This window comes from Paenibacillus sp. JZ16, from assembly GCF_015326965.1.
Classification (GTDB): domain Bacteria; phylum Bacillota; class Bacilli; order Paenibacillales; family Paenibacillaceae; genus Paenibacillus_AQ.
This window is the reverse complement of record NZ_CP017659.1, coordinates 4,907,569-4,925,767: the sequence shown is the minus strand read 5'-3', so window position 1 is coordinate 4,925,767 and position 18,199 is coordinate 4,907,569. Positions and strand designations below refer to the sequence as shown.

Below are 18,199 nucleotides of genomic sequence, written 5' to 3'. Positions count from 1 at the left end.
TTACGACATGTAAAGAAACCTCTCCATGACAATGGAGAGGTTTCTTTATGTACAGCGATTCTTTTACCGGCTTTACGCCTTAACCTTGCCCTTAATCTCCCGAACCACCTTGCCCTCGAACGATTGATTCATCCAGTACGCAAGATGAATGCCTTCCTCACCAAAGGTGCATTCCGTGGTTAAGTAGAATGGCGTCTCTGTCAGTCGGATGGTCAGCTTCAACGTCCGCTCATCCTTCCAGGTCATGGAGGCAGCATATTCATTATCCCCCATCATCATCAGCTTCGTGGTTCCCGTCTTCCACGCTTTGCGACCACAGACAACCGAATTGACGCCGTGTTCCCCCTCAAGCTCCATTACCGCGCCGTCTTCTTCAAACCGGAAGGAGAACGAACGCAGCTTCGCCTCATTCTCTTCGAGATCATAGATGATCCCGGTGACGTCCTTCTCGACCGGGGATGCCGCTTCTTCGCTTGGCGGATCCAGCTTCAGCTCTTGCAGCGTTTCGGTAAGAGAAGCCTCCGCTCCGGTGTCGATCGGCAGCGCATCAGGCCTCATCGAAGGTTGCAGATGCTCCCATGCTTCATCTAGCACAGCCTGCATGTCCCCAAGGCCGGAGGTAATCGCTATGACCGCATCCTGCTCCGGCAGCACGACGCAGAATTGTCCGAATGCGCCGTCGCCGCGGTAAGCCCCGTGTCGGCACATCCAGAATTGATAGCCGTACCCTTCGGTCCAATCCGAAGAGGAATCCGCAGGTCCGTTGGATATCTGTTTGGAGGTCGACTCCTCGATCCACGCCTCCGGGATCAGCCGCTGGCCTTCCCATACGCCCTTCTGAAGATAAAGCTGGCCGAACTTGGCAATGTCCTCGGTCTTCAGCTTAAGTCCCCATCCGCCGGTGTTGATTCCCTGCGGACAGCTTTCCCATGTGGCTCCATGAATGCCAAGCGGGTCGAACAGGCGAGGCTGCAAATAATCCAGCAGCGTGATGCCGGTAACCTTCTGCAGAATGGCCGAAAGCATGTACGTCGCTGCGCTGTTATATACAAAGTGGGTACCGGGCTCATGCTCTACCGCTTGTTTAAGAAAGTCGGCCGCCCAAATATCGGATGGCATGGCAGGCTCCTGCGCGTGTCCAGTCCCCATGATAAGCAAGTCGCGTATCGTCATCGCGGACAGATTCGGGGAGGGATCTTCAGGAGCGTATTCCGGAAAGAAGCCGATCACCCGGTCCTCCAGCGCAATCTGTCCCTCTTGGGCGAGCAGTCCGATCGCCGTAGAAGTAAAGCTCTTGCTTAACGAGAACAGCATATGCGGTTTGTCCGCCTGATACGGCTTCCACCAGCCTTCCGCCACGACATGTCCATGCCGTACCAGCATGAAGCTGTGGAGTTCAAGCTCCTTTTCCTGAATCGATCGGATAAAGCGTTCGATTGACTGAGATGAGATTCCTTGATTTTCGGGGGTGCTTCTTGGCAATAATTGAACCGTTTTCATGTTCATCTTCCTTTCGCCTCTCCCTGTATCAATAAAATAATTTCATTATGACCCTTCCATTATACACCAGGTAATGGCACCGCTTCATCATAACGTATGGCACGAAAACCAAGCCGCTCACTAATCTCATTCAAGTCCTCCCGTGCAAGAAAAGAAGCCTCCTGATCGCGTCCGCGCGCCAGCTCCTCCCCATCCACTCGAGCATTGCCGCACTGCACCATTTCCTCCGAATACAATGCCGGATGGGACAGGAAGAAATACTGATCATCCGTTAAGCTGCCAAGCACCCTTTCAAACGACTCAACCCCGTCCGGCACGCCGCCCGGGAAAAAATTGTAGTAATGGCGATGGTTGATTAGCCCCTTCGCTTCAATCCAGCGGTCCAGCTCTTCCTGCAGCCCGGGTATGAAGCGCTCCGGCAGCATATGAGAATCGGCATAAGAAATGCTGAAGCCTGCTGCGGTCAGTTTATCAAGCTGGGCTTCGCATTTCAGGAGGATCTCCTGCAGCAAAGGCGGATGATCCTGAAACAGGAACGGATCCTGATAGAAATAACCGGACTCATCGACAAGCGAAGGAACCTGTTCCTTCGCGGTAACAGGTCCCCAGCGTACGTTATCCCACTCCGCGTTCAGCGTCATATGGAAACCGAAGCAGATGTCCTTGCGATGCGCCAACAGCTGCGCGGCCTCACCAAGATAAGGACCGGGCGCCATGATGGACACGTTTTTAATGAATCCGGCCTCAACGGCCTTGGCAATCGCAGCATTGGCGGAACGGCTGGAAGCATAATCGTCGGCCCTCGTAATGATCCGCCTCATTTTACCGCACCTGCCGCAATCCCTTTGATGATGTATTTCTGGGCGAAAATATAGAAAATGACAACCGGGATGATCGTCAGCGTCAAACCGGCCATCGCCTGGTTCCACACAATCGTGAACTCCCCGAAGAAATAGAAGGTCGACAGCGGGATTGTGCGCAGCCCTTTATCCGACAGCGTCAGCGATGGAAGCAGGTAGTCGTTCCACAGCGCAATGACGTTCAGGATCGCGATGGTCACGCTGATGTTCTTCAGCAGCGGGAACACGATTCGCCAGAACACGCCCAGCTTGGAGCAGCCGTCCAGCGTAGCTGCCTCCTCCAGCGCAATCGGTACCGATTTGATGAACCCGTGGTACAGGAAGACCGCCATACTGGACGTAAAGCCGACGTTCATATAGATCAAGCCCTCATGAGTGTTGAGCATCGGAATGTGCAGATTGGTGCGAATCCAGTCCATCACCTGCATCAGCGGCATCATCAGCGTCTGGAAGGGAATCAGCATGGTCGCCACGAAGGTGAAGAAAATAATTTTGCTCAGCTTATTATCCGTCCGCACCAGCATCCATGCCGTCATGGAGGCAAGCACGATGACGATAATCACCGAGATGACGGTGACATACAGCGAGTTGCCCAGAGCGGTGAAGAAATTCATCTTCTCCATCGCGGATTTATAGTACTCAAAGCTGAAGGAGGAAGGCAGCGCGAGCGCATTCTCATACAGCTCCGCACGATCCTTAAAAGAGTTAATCAGCATGATGAAGACCGGAGACAAGAAGACCAGCGAGGCGAGGAACAGCAGGATGTCGAGCAGCCATTTCCCTGATTTCTTCATTACATCTGCACCTCTCTTCTCTTCGTGATGATAACTTGCGTCAGCGTAAGTCCGGCCACAATCAAGAAGAAGATGATCGCTTTTGCCTGACCTAAACCATAATTACCGTAAGCAAAAATCTCGTTGAAAATATTCATCGCAAACATCTCCGTCGCATTGCTCGGTCCGCCCTTGGTCAACGACAGGTTCACGTCATAGATTTTGAACGCCCCGGACAGCGTCAGGAACAGACAGATCGTGAACGAAGGCATTAACAGCGGGAACACAATGCTCTTGAGTCGCTGCCACAGGTTGGCGCCGTCGACCTTCGCTGCCTCCATCAATTCATCCGGAATCCCCTGGATGCCCGCGATGTAGATGATCATCGTATAACCCGCCAGCTGCCAGGTGAATACGGCGACGATGGCGTACAGCGCAAACTGCGGATGCAGCAGCCAGTTAAAGAACACGCTGTCAAATCCGGTCTTCTCGCCCAGGAAGCTGAAGGCATCCGTAAAAATAAACTGCCAGATGTATCCCAAAATCAGGCCGCCGATGAGGTTCGGCATAAAGAACATCGTTCGCGCCGCATTTCTCGAGCGGAGCTTCGTCGTTACCAGCAGGGCAAAGGCCAGACCCAGAATGTTGACGCATACCAGCGCGAGCAGCGTGAATTGAACCGTATGCCAAGCCGATGACAGGAATCGTTCGTCCTGGAACAGCTGAACGTAATTATCAAATCCTACGAATACTTTGGGATTTGCCGGAATGCCATCCCAATTTACGAAAGAGTACACAATCCCGATAATAAACGGGATGAGAACCACGGTCGTGAAAATAAACAGAAGCGGCACCGTAAACAGGGCAAACCAGGCTTTATCCTTACTTTTGCTCATAATCCATACCTTCTTTCCGTTCCGGATGATTCCCGCAAGGCGGCATCAAACCTTGAATTCGTGTTAGAAAAAACAAAAGCCTAACGCTCATCATCGGAACGTCTGAGGCTAGGCTTTCATTTTCATGGAATTGTTATTTCAGGTGATTATCGTTTTGCCTCGATTATTTCGATGCTTTCGCCCACACTTCATCCAGCTTCTGCAGGAACTGCTCTCCTGTCATGCCCGGATTCATGAAGTACTCCTGCGTAGCCGGAGCCAGGTCATTGGTGATGATTCCCGATGGGAAGTAGTTCAACGCCCAAGTGATCGTCTCACCCTTCGTGGTTGCTTCGTGCACCGCTTGAGACAATGGATCCAGATCGCCTGCTTCAATATTCGTTAGAGCCGGGATGAATTTGAAATCGTCCACGATGGCTTTCTTGCCGCTGTCGCTAGTAAAGAGCCAGTTCAGGAATGCGTTCGCGGCTTTAACTTCCTCAGCGTCCGCCTGATTGTTCACGACCCAGTAGCTGGCCACGCCGACGGCGATTTTATCGTTGCCGGCAAGCGGGAACGGCATCATGCCCACCTTGGAGCCGAAATCGCCGAAGTCCGCAAGCATGGAATAACTCCAGTTGCCTTGGTGCACCATAGCCGTTTTTTCCGTAGCGAAGTCGCCCATTTGGCTATCGTATTTCACTTCCAGCGGATTCTTGGTGTTGGCCTTGATCACGTCCATGAATTTCGCCCACTCTTGGAACTCCTTCGTATCGGCCATCTTCACTTCGCCTTTGTTCAGCTGGTCGATAAAGGCCAGCGGATCGGATTGAAGCGCAAACGGCGTGTTGATGATATGTCCGATCAGGAAGTATGCCTCTTGGGACAGGCTCAAACCGTTCTTCCCGTCAGCCTTCAGCTGCTCCAGCGTCTTGGTGAAGGAATCCAGGTCCTTCATGTTAGCCGGATCCACCAGATCCTTGTTATACACGAGGCCGAAGCCCTCTACGCCGTATGGAACGCCGACCGTTTTATCATCGACCTTCAATTCCATGTCAGGCGCGATGTTCTTCACATACTCTTCGCCGCTCAAATCGGAGAAATAAGATTTCAGCTTCTCGGACTCGGGCCCTGGAGCCACGCTGAATATCGTCGGTCCCTGGTTGCTGCTGAGCTTCGCTACCAGCTGCTGCGAATAAGCGTCTCCTGCGGCACCCCATACTTCAACCTCATTGCCGGTTTCTTCTTTATAGGTTTTAACCAAAGCTTCAAGAGGTTCTGTAATTTCAACTTTCGATTGGAAGAGCGTAATTTTCTTCAGCTTATCTCCCCCATCACCACCGGATGCTGCTCCAGAATCTTTGTCAGATGTACCACCGCAGGCTGCAAGTGTTGCAACCAAAGCCGTTGCTGTAAGTATGCTAAATACCCTTTTTACTTTTTTCAAGTGACACGCCTCCCCCTTAAGGACTCTATAAAGTAAAACGTTTACAAACCCATCATAGGGCGGTTTACCTAGATTGTCAATAAAAATTGTACGCGTTTTCATAAAAATACTAAGTAAAAAAACTAGTAAAATTATTGATATTTTACTAGTTGCAATCATAAAGTTTATCTCACCGTTTTTCTCCACTGGATGGTGGCATTCAGCTTAAAGGGCTCCCTGCCCGTTGTGCCCTTGATCATCTCGAGCAGCTCCTTCGCCGCCAAATAACCGCTTTCATAACGCGGGATCGCAATCGTGGTCAAACCGGCCATCGCCGCCGCATCCGAGTTATCGAATCCGGTGATCGAGATATCCTCCGGGACCCGTATTCCGTTCTCTTCCAAAGCTTTAATCGCGCCGAGAGCCATATTATCATTCGCACAGACCAGCACTTCAGGCAAGGCATTACTCAGGATCAGAATTTTGGCGGCCTGATATCCGCTTTCCTCGCTGTAATCGCCATGGAAGTAATTGCGGCGGTCAAACACGATGCCATTCTTCGCAAGCGTATCCATAAATCCGGCGAACCGCTCCTTGTGATCCAGGGTAAACTCCAAACCGCCAATGTATCCGAAATTCGTAAACTGTTTATCCACCAAGGCCTGGACCATTTCACACATGACGGGGTAATTGTCCACGATCACGCTTTTGGTGTTGGCGTACTCATTATCAATAATCCGATCCATGAGAACGACAGGGAATTGCGGCGTGGCTACCGAGACTAAATATTCGTCCGTCATATTCCGATCCAAACTTATGGTACCGCTTGCAAATTTGCTGCGCATAAAATTGGTGCTGGATTTATTCGTACAGATGATAAGGTCGTATCCATTCTCCGTCAGGCAATGGCTGATCCCCTTAATGATCTTTAAATAATAATCGCGATCAAAGTCGCTGAAGACGAATATAATCGTGTTGCTTTTATCGGATTTGGTTGACTTATGCGGAAAATAGCCGTGCTCCGAGCATAATCTCAGCACTCGCTCCCTCGTCTCCCGCCCCACGTTCTTGCGCCCGTTCAGCACGTTGGACACTGTAGACACTGAGACATCCGCGAGCTTTGCAATTTCCTTCAAACCACTCATGAATCCTATCCCCTCTCCAAAGGCGTTAGTAAATTTAATATAACATGGATTTATTTTTAATAAAATTTACTTATTTTGCTTGGATGAGATTTTCCTTGCATTATCATCCTTATCATTGTTTTTCATGATACGCTGCTCAGGCCAGAAGCCCTTTGTTCGTCACAGCAAAAAGCAGGCCACGGGAATCCATCGCCGTGACCTGCTAAATCAGGTAGATGCCACTAATCACCATCATGGGCGGTGTTGCCGCCGGGCTGGGTATCTCGCTGCTAACGCGTTCTTCCGTTAAGGACTGGGTCGATGCCGGGAAATTGCAGGCCTTCCAAATCCCAAGCGGTATCGCAGCTCCAAGGTCCATTTTGTATTCCGGCGCAGCCTGTTTCGCACCAGCGCCTTTAATCATTTTATTGAGCAATTTGAGAAGACCGAATAAATACTTCGACCGGAACGGGAAAAACCGTGACCCTAAGGGTCACGGTTTCTTGACGAGCCAATCACACTTATCTCGGTATTTGATCTGCCGAAGGCTGCAGAAAACCCGACACCTCGGGAGCCAGCACTTCCGGCGCCATCACGACGGCAGAATGGTCCTGACCAGACAGCATCCGATGCTCGCACTGAGGGAGCAAGTCAACCAATGCGCTCGCGGCCCCATGGAACATAGGTCCGCTGTTCTCGCCCGTCATCACCATGACCGGAACGTCGACATCCCAGCGAGCCGTTGGCAGCGGTTGACCGGATTGCGTGCTCCCCATGATCATGCCGTCATAGGCCAATGTATGCGCCATGCCCTCCATGACCTGCCAAGAAGGATCTGCCTTCATGAATTCTATATATTCCGCGGGGATTCCCAGCGCTGCCGTCATGAAATATTCTACGGCATCGCTGCGTCGATGTTCGGCCATCAGCGCATTCAAATGCTGCACGTATTCCGCCGGTACAGGTTCACGGCTATCGTCAATGATAAACGGCGGCTCATATAAAAACAGTTTTCTAACTTTACTGCCTCCGAGTCTGCTCGCCGCATCCAGCGCCAGAACAGCGCCCGAAGAACTTCCGAATACATACGCGCTGCCGCCCGCCTCCCGAATAAGGGAATCGATATCTTCGATCTCACGTTCAACGGCATACGGAGCCGTATCCGTACTGCTGCCTCGTCCCCGTCGATCATAATTGTAGACGGTAAAATGTTCAGATAGAAGCTCACCAAGGCGCTTTGTATCGTTGTGATCCGAAGCTGCAGCAGCTACAAGGATAACAGCCGGACCAGCCCCTTTCTTTTCATAAAAAATTCGGGTACCGTCATTCGATATCACGTAGTTCATGATCATCTCCCCTTTTATTGTCCTTTTATGTACAAACTTATTTCGTCCTCAAACCGTTCCAGCGTATCCGTGTATCCTTCCACCATTCCCATGACTTCCGCAGCTTCCAGTTCCTTCGCACTTGCAAAATGGGTTATGATGCTTAGCCTCGTTCCGTCTCCGTCCTCTTCAAACGCAACCGAGGTCAACATATCGCTGCCTGCTACGGAATTCCAGTTCTGATCCGTGAATGTGTCTGTAAATACGAGCCTCGATAACTCCACCACTTCGGAGTAGGTCGCCTTGCAAAAGGCTTCTTCCCCTTCTCCCACCGCATCGGGAGCCAGTTTGTAGCGCCATACGCCGCCCGGTCTGACATCCATCTCGTATACCGTGGCACTCCAATTCTTTGGCCCCCACCAGCGTTCGATGTGTTCCGGCTTAGTCCATCCCAGCCAGGACATCTTCAGCGGTATCGATACGACACGCTCCACGATCAGCTTCCGCTGCTCCCGGTCTTTCGTGACAATGGTCTTTCTACCCATATGAATTCCTCCTCTCTGTGAAATCGGCTCTGCGCGCAGAGCCGTAATTTCCTGTGGATCTACTAAAAAATTGATTAACTCTCCTTTCCGTTGAAGTCGCTCATATAGTCCTCGAACTTGTCGAGTCTTTCTTCCCATAGTCGACTGAACGAATCGAACCAGACGTCCAGCTCCTGAAACGGCTGGGCTTCAAGACTATAGATGCGCTGCTGTGCCTTCTTACGGACTTTTACCAGCCCGGCCTCGCTCAGTATCCGCAGATGGCGGGATACTTGGGGCTGGCCGATGCCCAGAATCTCTACGATGTCGCTGACCGATCTCGAGCCTTGCTTTAAGAGCTCAACGATGTTGAAGCGGTTCGGCTCTGAGATCGTAAACAGGGTTAATTGCATAGCTGATGTATTCATGATTTAAATATACACTTAAGCGTATATACATGTCAATGAATGTATAGAATTTTTTCACATCATTTTTTGACATCAAAAAACATGGCAACCGTTCACTCTGCATGCTGCAGGGTTTATCCAGATACCCAGATGAGCACGCTAATGATCCAGTGGCTAGGCCCTGCTCACCTGTCCAGGGGCTCTAAAAACATTAAAAAAGAGGCCCACTATAGCGGCCTCTTTGCTATAAACTACTCTATAAATTACGATCATTCAAAGCTATAAAGCTTTCAGACATCCTTATGGCTGAATGGACACCTGATGCAGCTGCATGATGCCGTTCGGATGCCGCCAGAAGCCCTCCACCTTGCTGCTGACTCCGTTTAAATACTCCTGATGATGGATATACAGCATCGGCGCTAACTCAACCAGCTTCTCCTGCGCCTGTTTATAGATGAGCTTGCGCTTCTCCGGATCATTCTCTTTGCGCCCGTCATCCAGCAGTTTATCCAGTTCCGGATCCTTCGTAAAGGTACGGTTGCCCGGCTCCCCTACATTTTTGGAATGGAACAATTCATACATGCCATAGTCGGCATCAGCCGTTACCGTGGACCATCCGAGAACAAACATATCATGCTTGCCTTCCGCGGTTTGGGCCAGATATGCTCCCCACTCCACCACTTCGATTTTGACTTCGACGTTCAATTCCTTCAGCTTGGATTGTACGTACTCGGCGATCTTAATCCGTTCCGGATTGTCATTGGTCCAGATGGTCGTCGAGAAGCCACCCTCGTAGCCGGCCTCTTTCATTAGCTCTTTCGCTTTGTCGATGTTATGTTCAATCGGCTTGACGGTAGCATCATACCCGTTCACGTCCGGTGCCAGCGGACCGACGGCAGGGATGCCCGTGCCTTCGTAGATGCCCGAGATGATCTCATCCTTATTGATGGCCATCGATAGGGCTTGCCGCACCCGCACATCGTTGAACGGCTCTTTGTTATTGTTAAACCCAATATAAGACAGACTCAGCGATGCCTGACGGTTCAGGGACATGCCGTCCGTGCTCTCAATGCGGCTGATGCTGCTCGGCGACACCGGATCGATAATATGCGCATAGCCGGTTTCCAGCTCCGCGATCCGCGTTCCCTCTTCGCTTACGACCTTGAACGTGACCCGTTCAACCTTCGCTTTATCTCCCCAATAATCGGCATTCGCAACCAGCTTCACTTCCTGTCCCGGGTTCCAGCTCTCTAATTTGAATACGCCCGTGCCTACAGGGTTCTGTGCCAGATACGCGCCTGCTTTCTCTCCTGCCTTCAGCTTCTCGTAATCCAGCTTGATGGCTTCCGCACTAATCATGCTCACCGCAGAATGGGCCAGATGGGCAAGCAGCGGCGAGAAGGCATACTCGGTCACGAGCTGCACCGTGTATTCGTCAACAACTTTAACCTCTTTAATCATGCCGACAAGCGATGCGCGGGGAGAAGCAACCTCCGGATCCTGCATACGATCAATGTTGGCTTTGACTACCTCTGCATTGAATGGAGAGCCGTCGGTAAACTTCACGCCTTCTCTCAGCTTGAACTCCCAGGTCAATTCATCGATTGCTTTCCAGCTCTCGGCAAGCCCCGGTTGAATATTCAGATCCTTATCATGAATCACCAGCGTGTTATAGATATGCGTTGTCATTACGCTCGTTTGCTGGTCCGTCGACATATGAGGGTCCATGGATGGCGGATCAGAAAGCCAGGCAATCACAAGCTCATTCGCACCGGTATTGGCCGTTCCTTCGGGAGGATCTTTGGCCCCCGGCTCAGGAGCTGGCGTATTGGTGCCGCTTGGCGGCGTTTCGGGGTTACTGCTCTTGCTTGGACTGCCGCACGCCGACATCATTACGGTAAGTATGAACAGGATGCAGACAAGCCATTTGAATCTTCTATTACCTGTCATGTGAAACAAACTCCCCCTTCTCAATCAAAATAGGAAAATATTTCATACACAATTAACATATATTTTACTATTTGATATTTATACCAGTAGAAGCCAGATTTACCTCACGTTTCTACGACACCAATTCTGACATCCATACTTGGAGAAAGGATGATTTCACGTGCCTAACATGACCGCTGATGCCAGAGCACAAGAATCGCTCCCTAGTGGAACCCGCCTTGCACAATGGAAATCTTTCTACCACCGTCTGAAGAAGAACAAAGCAGCCTTATTCGGGGGCTATTTTCTCCTGCTGATGATTCTTATCGCGATTTTCGGCCCCCTGCTCACCCAGTATGATCCGACCAAAGTGGATTATTCTACGAAACTGCTAAAGCCGTCCTCTGCCCACTGGTTTGGTACGGACCACAACGGAAGAGATATTTTTACAAGGATTATCCATGGCATGCGTCTCACGCTCTCGGTCGGTTTTATCTCGGTCATCATCGGAGCAGCCTTTGGTGTCTTGCTCGGAATCATCTCCGGCTATTACGGAGGTAAATGGGATGCACTCATTATGAGAATTACCGATGTTATGCTGGCGTTCCCCGGCATTCTGCTGGCTTTGGCGGTTGTCAGCGTCCTTGGAAAAAATCTGTTCAACGTGATCATCGCCGTCAGCATCTTCTCGATCCCCACCTTTGCCAGAGTCGTGCGCGGCTCGACGCTGGCCGTCCGCAAGCTCGAATATATTGATGCCATGCGTTCGCTGGGCGCGAGCGATGGACGAATCATCTTCGGGCATATATTGCCGAATATCACATCCCCTATCATCGTGCAGGCTACGCTGCGGATTGCCGTCGCTATCCTGACCGCCAGCGGCCTGTCCTTCCTCGGTCTTGGCGCACAGCCGCCGACGCCGGAGTGGGGAGCGATGCTGAATGATGGGCGCAACTATATTATGGATCACCCCCATGTTGCCCTGTTCCCCGGTTTATCGATCGTGTTCGTTGTCATCGCGTTTAATCTGCTGGGCGACGGCTTGCGAGATGTTCTTGACCCGAAAATGAAAAAATAATGAAAGGAGCTGCCGGGCCATGCTCATCTATTCCATTCGAAGGCTGATTCAGACGATACCCGTTGTCATTGGCGTAACCATCGTTGTCTTCCTGCTGATGCATCTCATTCCGGGAGACGCGGCGCAGGTCATTATCGGGGAAGGGGCACCCAAGGAGCAGGTCGAGAAGATCCGCGAGAACCTGGGATTGAACGATCCGCTGCCGCTTCAGTATTGGAACTATGTCAGCGGCTTGCTGCAGGGGGATTTGGGAGATTCGATCCGCAGCAGCCGCCCCATCGCCGATGAAATATTCAAAAGCCGGTTCTGGATCACCGTCGAGCTTGCCGTGTACTCTACGATCCTGGCCGCATTCCTCGGCATTCTGGCCGGCATCATCTCCGCCGTCAAAAAAAGCTCGCCTGCCGATATTGGCGTCATGTTCATCGCCCTGTTCGGACTGTCGATGCCAAATTTCTGGCTGGGGCTGATGTTAATCCAATATTTTGCCGTCGATTTGGGCTGGTTCCGTCCCTCCGGCTGGGGCACGTGGTCGCAAACCGTCCTTCCCGTGATCACGCTCGGGACCGGCGGCGCCGCCATTATTGCCCGAATGACCCGGTCCAGCATGCTGGAGGTCATCGGCCAGGATTATATCCGAACCGCCCAAGCCAAGGGCGTCCGGGAGCGCGTCATCATCTACCGGCATGCCTTGAAAAACGCCATGATTCCCGTCATTACCGTCATCGGCCTGGAATTTGGCGGCCTGCTGGGCGGGGCGGTGCTGACCGAGTCCGTATTCGCCGTGAACGGCATGGGGCGCTACGTCATCGACTCGATCCGGGCAAGGGATTTTCCGGTCGTACAGGCAACCGTGCTGGTGCTCTCGATCATGTTCGTGCTCGTAAACCTGCTCGTGGACATCTCCTACCGCTACTTCAACAAACGCATAGATTTCGATTGATTGGCGATTTTCCGTCTATCGCGGTTTGAGTGTAGATGGACACGGCGGGATTCACTATCTGGCGAAAACCGAGCTATTTTGCGGACTTATAACCCACTGATTACTGTAGTCAAGCCGTTTGGGGGCCCATACGGACACACGATCCGCTATTTACCGAAAACCATCCATTTGCGAGTCCATTCGGACACACGATCCGCTAATCGAACATTTGGGGCCTATCAGGACACACGACCTGGGAGTCCATTCGGACACACGATCCGCTATTTGCCCATAATTGGGCCATTTTCGAATCCACGCGGACACACGATTCGTTAATGCATCCAAAATCACGGATTACTCCTGGAATTTCTCACAATAACGGATCTGGTGTCCTCAACCTGCTGCTAAAAGGCGAAGAATTAAGAAATAGCGGAACTACAGTCCTCTAATAGCATCAAATATCGCTAAACCAGACCAATCGAGCTGTTGGTGAGTATCATACGGATGCATGATCGGCTATTTACCGAAAACCGATCCATTTGCGAGTCCACGGACACACGATCCGCTATTTTCCGAAAACCGATCCATTTGTGAGTCCACACGGACACACGATTTCCAAAGCCAATTGAAAGCGAAGGGAGCTTAGACAAGATGGAACAGCACGCATCAAGCTTGCTTACGATCAAGAACCTGCGAACCTCTTTTTTCACCGAGCTGGGCGAAGTAAAAGCTGTGGATGATATCAGCCTAACCGTACGCAAGGGGAGGACGCTCGGGATCGTGGGCGAATCCGGTTCAGGCAAAAGCATATTGTCCCTGTCCATCCTGCGGCTAATCTTTCATCCGGGACGAATCGTAGGAGGCCAAATTCTATATAACGGTGTGAATCTGCTCGAACAATCGGACCGGCAGATGCGCAAAATAAGGGGCAATCAGATCTCGATGATCTTCCAGGAGCCGATGACATCGCTCAACCCGGTCTTCACCGTCGGCGATCAGATCGCGGAGGCCTACCAAATCCATGAGAATCTGAGCAAAAAACAAGCGATGGACAAAGCCGTTGAGATGTTGAAACTGGTCGGCATTCCCTCTCCGGAAAAAAGAGTCCGGCAATACCCCTTCCAGTTATCCGGCGGTATGCGCCAACGTGTCATGATTGCCATGGCGCTGGCATGCAATCCAGATCTGCTTATTGCAGACGAGCCGACCACGGCGCTGGACGTGACCATTCAGGCTCAAATTCTGGAGCTGATGAAAGAACTGCAGCGGAAGCTGCAGATGTCGATTATTTTTATCACGCATGATCTGGGCATCGTCGCGGAAACCTGCGATGAAGTAGCCGTCATGTACTGCGGAAAAGTCGTGGAATATACCGATGTACGGACCCTATTCAAACATCCGAAGCACCCCTACACCATTGGCCTGATGAACTCACTGCCACGGCATGATATCGATAAGGAAACGCTGGAGCCGATTAAAGGCTCGGTTCCAAGTCCCTATGACCCACAGGAAGGCTGCCGCTTCGCCCCCCGCTGTCCCCATGCAATCAAGCTGTGCTATGACAAACTGCCGGAGCTTCAGGCGCTGGAGGATAACCAGCAAGTCAGGTGTTGGAAATATACCGATCAATGGGAGCCGGAAAGCGAGGTGAACGTTCTGCCATGAGCAAAGAGCTGTTAACGGTAAAAAATCTCAAGCAGTATTTTCCGATCAAGGGCGGCGTCCTGGGCCGTACCGTCAACTTCGTAAAAGCCGTGGATGATATTTCGTTCTCCGTACGTGAGGGGGAAACTGTCAGTATCGTGGGCGAATCCGGCTGCGGCAAATCAACCACGGGCCGGGCCATCCTGAGGCTGGACGAACCGACCTCCGGCGAGGTGCTGTTCGAAGGAACCGATCTGCTCTCCCTGAATAAAGCCCAGATGAACCGAAGGCGTAAAGACCTGCAAATGATTTTTCAGGACCCCTACGCTTCGCTGAATCCCAGGAAAACAGCGCTGCAAGTCCTGGAAGAAGCGATGGACATTCAGAATGTTGTTCCAAAGAAGGACCGGCGGGGACGGGCCATCGAGCTTCTGGAAACGGTCGGCCTGGCCGCCTATCAAGCCAATCGGTACCCGCATGAATTCAGCGGCGGACAACGGCAGCGAATAGGGATCGCCCGCGCCTTGTCCGTGAATCCCAAGCTGATCATCAGCGATGAAGCGGTCTCTGCGCTTGACGTGTCCATCCAGGCACAGGTGCTCAATCTGATGAAGTCGCTGCAAACCGAATTCAAGCTGACCTATCTGTTTATCTCTCATGATCTCGGAGTTGTCCGGCATATTTCGGACCGGATTATTGTGATGTATCTGGGGAAAATCGTGGAAATCGCAGATAAACACTCCCTCTTCCGGCGCCCGCAGCATCCTTACACCCGCGCTCTGCTGTCGGCCATCCCGACACTGGATCCCGAGCGCAAGAAGGAACGCATCATTCTCAAGGGGGATGTCCCGTCCCCGATCAACCCGCCTTCCGGCTGCCGGTTTCATACCCGCTGCATGTATGCCACGGATCGCTGCCGATCCGAAGCTCCGTTGCTTCGAGAAGTCGATGAGCGCGGAGGCCATCAGGCGGCCTGCCACTATATCCAAGAGATCGCAGCCGGTGCGCTGGAGAAGGTGTAGCTTATACGCCGAACGGATAACGGCACCTCTCTATAAAAGAGAAAAAAGCGAGAGCCCAAGGTCTCGCTTTTTCTTTTGCAAAAGTTTAGCCTGCTAACGGAAATCGAAGGATGATCTCCTACGAGAAAAGCAACCGAGCCTATAAACAGAATCGCGCAGCTCCAGAAGACTTTTATTGCAACCAAAAGTGACAGCCTCCCCTGATCGCTCGGGATATGCCGGAATGTACATAAATTTGCCAATAACACCGAAAAGCCCGGCAGCTTCGGCGCCAGGCTAACTTATCAGCAATTCAGTTCTTCACTTTTCAACGGGCTACCGCCTCCACATTCACCATTTGGAGTTTGGAGCTTACATTCTGTCGTTTTGTCCACCCTCAACCATAAATCGAACCACACTGATAGGGAGCTTGCGCTTTAATAGCAACCTTTACCTGAATCTCACCGCGCCTGTAACATACAACGCAAAATCCTTCGCATGACGCCGCAGCTCTTCATCCGTCAGCTGCATGGCATTATGAACGGTAAATACCGGCAAGTACAGCGCGCCCACCAGGCTCGCCGTCACTTCATAGGGCCGGGTTAGCTCTTCCACCGTGTAGCGGTTGTATCCTTCGCTGCCATAGGCTTCCGCGGCTCCGCCGGTCGTAACGGCTAGGCCCCACTCTTTTCCCTGGAGCTTGCCCCCGCCGGGACCATACGCCCATCCAAAGGTCAGCACCTCGTCGAACCAATGCTTCAGAAGGGGCGGAGAACTGTACCACCAAAAAGGGAATTGAAACACGAGGCGGTCATGCTGGAGCAGCAATTGATGTTCGGCCTCGATATCGATGTGTCCATCCGGATACCGCTGATAGAGGTCATGCACCGTCACCTCATGATGATGTATAACCGTTTCGATTAGTTCGCGATTGATCCTTGATCCCTCATGCAGACCCGGATGTGCAACGATTACCAGTGTTCTCATGTATGGTCCCACCTTTTTTTGTCTCGTATATGTATACAAAAGGTATCAAGCCCGGATAACACCCGAATATGAGAAAAGTCACAGGTAGCGTTATTTGGTCTGTGATACTGTAGCAAGGAACATAGCGGGCGGAAAAAGTACGCCAAGGGAGGAGAATGAGGACGTGGCCCTTGTTATTCAAAATGTCAGACTGGCCCATCGCATCTATCGACTTACCGTTCAAGGCAGCTATTCGGCACGAATGGGACAGTTCTTCATGCTTCGCTGCTGGGATGCCTATCCCGTGCTATCACGACCGATCAGCATCCATAATCTGACGGAGGACTCCGTTTCCTTCTTATATCGCGTGCACGGAACTGGCACATGGCTGCTGTCAGCGCTTCAAGCGGGTGACAAGATTCAGCTGGAGGGGCCCTTCGGGCAAGGATTCCCTAAGCCGCAAGGCCGGACGGCACTGGTAGGAGGCGGCATTGGAGCAGCCCCGCTGCTGCTGGCTGCGAAGGAAATTCCTGAATCCAGCGTCTATCTGGGATATACCGGGGTGCCCTTCGCGGTCAACGGATTTCACGAAATCAGCCGCAATGTCACCGTCAAATCCGGCGGCACCATTGTAGATGCCGTGGACCCGAGCCGCTATGACACGATATTCGCATGCGGACCGGTTGCCATGATGCGCAGTCTGGCCCAAAAAGCGGAAGGTACCAATGCCAAGCTCCACGTCTCCATCGAGAAGCGAATGGGCTGCGGCATCGGGGCATGCAACAGCTGCACGTTAACCTCCGCTGGCTCAAGCCGCAAGGTATGCACCGATGGCCCCGTATTTCCGGCGAAGGAGGTGAACTGGAATGATCTCCATCGATTGTGAACTGGCGGGCGTACCGCTGGTGAACCCGATTTTGGCGGCATCGGGCACGTTTGGATTCGGCAAACCGTATGCGGATCTGTATCCGCTTCGCAAGCTTGGAGGTATAATCTCCAAGGGATTGACCCTGACGCCACGATTCGGCAATTCAGGAACACGGCTTTATGAAACGCCATCCGGCATCATGAACAGCATTGGCCTTGAGAATCCGGGCATCCATGCTTTTCTGGAGCATGAATTATCCGAGATGACCTCGCACGGGACGGCAGTCATCGTCAATCTTGGCGGCGGCACCATACGGGAATACACGGAGGGCGCCGAGCTGCTTACCGAAGCCAGCCTCAAGTTACGGTCATCCGGCAAACGAGCCGTCGACATGATTGAGCTCAACATCTCCTGCCCCAACATCAAGGAAGGCGGGCTGGCCTTCGGCGTTGAGAATGAGCAGGCTCAAGAGGTGGTTCGCGCAGTCCGGAAAGCGACCACGCTGCCGCTGCTCGTCAAGCTCTCTCCCGGTGCGAGGGATTTGAAGGAAATGGCTCGCATGTGTGAAGCCGAAGGCGCTGATGGTCTTTCGCTCATCAATACGATCCAAGCGATGGCGATTGATATTCGGGAACGTCGCAGCGTTTTTGACAGAGCCTACGCCGGATTGTCGGGACCGGCAATTAAGCCGATAGCGCTCCGCATGGTCCATCAGGTAGCACGGTCAGTATCCATCCCGGTTGTTGGAATCGGCGGAATCAGCAGCGCCGAGGACATCCTCGAATTCATCATGGCAGGTGCGGCAGCCGTACAGATCGGAACCTACAACTTCATCAACCTGCGCGCAGGCGATACCCTGGCCGAAGAATTGATGGAATTGATGGAAAGCGAAGGCATCCAATCGCTGGATGACATTCGAGGCATTATCTGACCCATGGTGCTTCATGAGCAATCGACGGGAATCAACTCGAACATGA

At 52.1% G+C, this 18,199-nt stretch carries 18 protein-coding genes; 6 read left to right on the top strand and 12 right to left on the bottom strand.

The genetic code is table 11. The annotated features are described in order from the left end of the window. Positions 1-72 precede the first annotated feature (72 nt). The 11 genes from BJP58_RS22205 to BJP58_RS22155 all read right to left on the bottom strand — a co-directional run bounded on the left by BJP58_RS22205 (position 73) and on the right by BJP58_RS22155 (position 10,764). Positions 73-1,500 (bottom strand): serine hydrolase domain-containing protein, encoded by a 1,428-nt coding sequence (locus BJP58_RS22205; protein WP_233354723.1) that lies wholly within the window; start codon positions 1,498-1,500, stop codon positions 73-75. A gap of 59 nt (positions 1,501-1,559) precedes the next feature. After that, positions 1,560-2,321, bottom strand: a complete 762-nt coding sequence (locus tag BJP58_RS22200; protein ID WP_194540593.1) for a polysaccharide deacetylase family protein — start codon at positions 2,319-2,321, stop codon at positions 1,560-1,562. Next, positions 2,318-3,154 carry a carbohydrate ABC transporter permease gene (locus BJP58_RS22195; RefSeq protein ID WP_194540592.1) on the bottom strand — a complete coding sequence of 279 codons (837 nt, stop codon included), beginning with the start codon at positions 3,152-3,154 and terminating at the stop codon, positions 2,318-2,320. Before BJP58_RS22195 ends, BJP58_RS22200 begins: the two co-directional genes overlap by 4 nt. After that, positions 3,154-4,029, bottom strand: coding sequence for a carbohydrate ABC transporter permease (locus BJP58_RS22190; protein ID WP_194540591.1), 876 nt, complete (start codon positions 4,027-4,029; stop codon positions 3,154-3,156). Before BJP58_RS22190 ends, BJP58_RS22195 begins: the two co-directional genes overlap by 1 nt. 163 nt (positions 4,030-4,192) lie before the next feature. Beyond that, positions 4,193-5,455 carry an ABC transporter substrate-binding protein gene (locus BJP58_RS22185; protein ID WP_194540590.1) on the bottom strand — a complete coding sequence of 421 codons (1,263 nt, stop codon included), beginning with the start codon at positions 5,453-5,455 and terminating at the stop codon, positions 4,193-4,195. 164 nt (positions 5,456-5,619) lie between these two features. Beyond that, a complete protein-coding gene (locus tag BJP58_RS22180) occupies positions 5,620-6,579 on the bottom strand; it encodes a LacI family DNA-binding transcriptional regulator (RefSeq protein WP_071219137.1) in 960 nt (319 codons plus the stop codon). 202 nt (positions 6,580-6,781) lie between these two features. Then, on the bottom strand, positions 6,782-6,982 hold the full coding sequence (locus BJP58_RS22175) for a hypothetical protein (RefSeq protein ID WP_194540589.1): 201 nt from the start codon (positions 6,980-6,982) through the stop codon (positions 6,782-6,784). 97 nt (positions 6,983-7,079) lie between these two features. Continuing rightward, positions 7,080-7,904, bottom strand: a complete 825-nt coding sequence (locus BJP58_RS22170; protein WP_194540588.1) for an alpha/beta fold hydrolase — start codon at positions 7,902-7,904, stop codon at positions 7,080-7,082. Between the two features lie 14 nt (positions 7,905-7,918). Continuing rightward, on the bottom strand, positions 7,919-8,428 hold the full coding sequence (locus BJP58_RS22165) for an SRPBCC family protein (protein WP_194540587.1): 510 nt from the start codon (positions 8,426-8,428) through the stop codon (positions 7,919-7,921). 74 nt (positions 8,429-8,502) lie between these two features. Continuing rightward, positions 8,503-8,835: an ArsR/SmtB family transcription factor gene (locus BJP58_RS22160; protein ID WP_233354722.1), complete on the bottom strand. Its 333-nt coding sequence runs from the start codon at positions 8,833-8,835 to the stop codon at positions 8,503-8,505. A 279-nt stretch (positions 8,836-9,114) separates the two neighbouring features. Continuing rightward, positions 9,115-10,764, bottom strand: a complete 1,650-nt coding sequence (locus BJP58_RS22155; protein ID WP_194540586.1) for a glutathione ABC transporter substrate-binding protein — start codon at positions 10,762-10,764, stop codon at positions 9,115-9,117. A 160-nt stretch (positions 10,765-10,924) separates the two neighbouring features. Here BJP58_RS22155 and nikC point away from each other — a divergent pair, with 160 nt between their 5' ends. The 4 genes from nikC (at position 10,925) to BJP58_RS22135 (ending at position 15,409) form a co-directional block, all read left to right on the top strand. After that, positions 10,925-11,821 (top strand): nickel transporter permease, encoded by an 897-nt coding sequence (gene nikC, locus BJP58_RS22150; RefSeq protein WP_194540585.1) that lies wholly within the window; start codon positions 10,925-10,927, stop codon positions 11,819-11,821. Between the two features lie 19 nt (positions 11,822-11,840). Next, the gene (locus BJP58_RS22145) at positions 11,841-12,764 is read left to right on the top strand and encodes an ABC transporter permease (RefSeq protein ID WP_194540584.1); all 924 of its coding nucleotides are present in this window, start codon (positions 11,841-11,843) and stop codon (positions 12,762-12,764) included. Between the two features lie 630 nt (positions 12,765-13,394). Continuing rightward, positions 13,395-14,408 (top strand): ABC transporter ATP-binding protein, encoded by a 1,014-nt coding sequence (locus BJP58_RS22140; protein WP_194540583.1) that lies wholly within the window; start codon positions 13,395-13,397, stop codon positions 14,406-14,408. Then, complete coding sequence (locus BJP58_RS22135) at positions 14,405-15,409, top strand: ABC transporter ATP-binding protein (protein WP_194540582.1); 1,005 nt, start codon at positions 14,405-14,407, stop codon at positions 15,407-15,409. Before BJP58_RS22140 ends, BJP58_RS22135 begins: the two co-directional genes overlap by 4 nt. Before the next feature lie 429 nt (positions 15,410-15,838). Here BJP58_RS22135 and BJP58_RS22130 read toward each other — a convergent pair whose 3' ends face one another. After that, on the bottom strand, positions 15,839-16,375 hold the full coding sequence (locus BJP58_RS22130) for an NAD(P)H-dependent oxidoreductase (RefSeq protein ID WP_194540581.1): 537 nt from the start codon (positions 16,373-16,375) through the stop codon (positions 15,839-15,841). Positions 16,376-16,538: 163 nt separating this feature from the next. Here BJP58_RS22130 and BJP58_RS22125 point away from each other — a divergent pair, with 163 nt between their 5' ends. Together BJP58_RS22125 and BJP58_RS22120 are read left to right on the top strand one after the other, a co-directional pair. Then, on the top strand, positions 16,539-17,240 hold the full coding sequence (locus BJP58_RS22125; RefSeq protein ID WP_194540580.1) for a dihydroorotate dehydrogenase electron transfer subunit: 702 nt from the start codon (positions 16,539-16,541) through the stop codon (positions 17,238-17,240). Then, positions 17,221-18,153 carry a dihydroorotate dehydrogenase gene (locus BJP58_RS22120; RefSeq protein WP_194540579.1) on the top strand — a complete coding sequence of 311 codons (933 nt, stop codon included), beginning with the start codon at positions 17,221-17,223 and terminating at the stop codon, positions 18,151-18,153. The genes BJP58_RS22125 and BJP58_RS22120 overlap by 20 nt, the downstream gene beginning before the upstream one ends. The last annotated feature ends 46 nt before the right edge of the window (positions 18,154-18,199 follow it).

Coding starts and splice junctions, on each gene's coding strand:
- BJP58_RS22160 (WP_233354722.1), bottom strand. CDS start 8,835: ATGAATACATCAGCTATGCAATTAACCCTGTTTACGATCTCAGAGCCG.
- BJP58_RS22180 (WP_071219137.1), bottom strand. CDS start 6,579: ATGAGTGGTTTGAAGGAAATTGCAAAGCTCGCGGATGTCTCAGTGTCT.
- BJP58_RS22120 (WP_194540579.1), top strand. CDS start 17,221: ATGATCTCCATCGATTGTGAACTGGCGGGCGTACCGCTGGTGAACCCG.
- BJP58_RS22200 (WP_194540593.1), bottom strand. CDS start 2,321: ATGAGGCGGATCATTACGAGGGCCGACGATTATGCTTCCAGCCGTTCC.
- BJP58_RS22190 (WP_194540591.1), bottom strand. CDS start 4,029: ATGAGCAAAAGTAAGGATAAAGCCTGGTTTGCCCTGTTTACGGTGCCG.
- BJP58_RS22140 (WP_194540583.1), top strand. CDS start 13,395: ATGGAACAGCACGCATCAAGCTTGCTTACGATCAAGAACCTGCGAACC.
- BJP58_RS22195 (WP_194540592.1), bottom strand. CDS start 3,154: ATGAAGAAATCAGGGAAATGGCTGCTCGACATCCTGCTGTTCCTCGCC.
- BJP58_RS22130 (WP_194540581.1), bottom strand. CDS start 16,375: ATGAGAACACTGGTAATCGTTGCACATCCGGGTCTGCATGAGGGATCA.
- BJP58_RS22175 (WP_194540589.1), bottom strand. CDS start 6,982: ATGATTAAAGGCGCTGGTGCGAAACAGGCTGCGCCGGAATACAAAATG.
- BJP58_RS22165 (WP_194540587.1), bottom strand. CDS start 8,428: ATGGGTAGAAAGACCATTGTCACGAAAGACCGGGAGCAGCGGAAGCTG.
- BJP58_RS22155 (WP_194540586.1), bottom strand. CDS start 10,764: ATGACAGGTAATAGAAGATTCAAATGGCTTGTCTGCATCCTGTTCATA.
- BJP58_RS22170 (WP_194540588.1), bottom strand. CDS start 7,904: ATGAACTACGTGATATCGAATGACGGTACCCGAATTTTTTATGAAAAG.
- BJP58_RS22135 (WP_194540582.1), top strand. CDS start 14,405: ATGAGCAAAGAGCTGTTAACGGTAAAAAATCTCAAGCAGTATTTTCCG.
- BJP58_RS22145 (WP_194540584.1), top strand. CDS start 11,841: ATGCTCATCTATTCCATTCGAAGGCTGATTCAGACGATACCCGTTGTC.
- BJP58_RS22205 (WP_233354723.1), bottom strand. CDS start 1,500: ATGAAAACGGTTCAATTATTGCCAAGAAGCACCCCCGAAAATCAAGGA.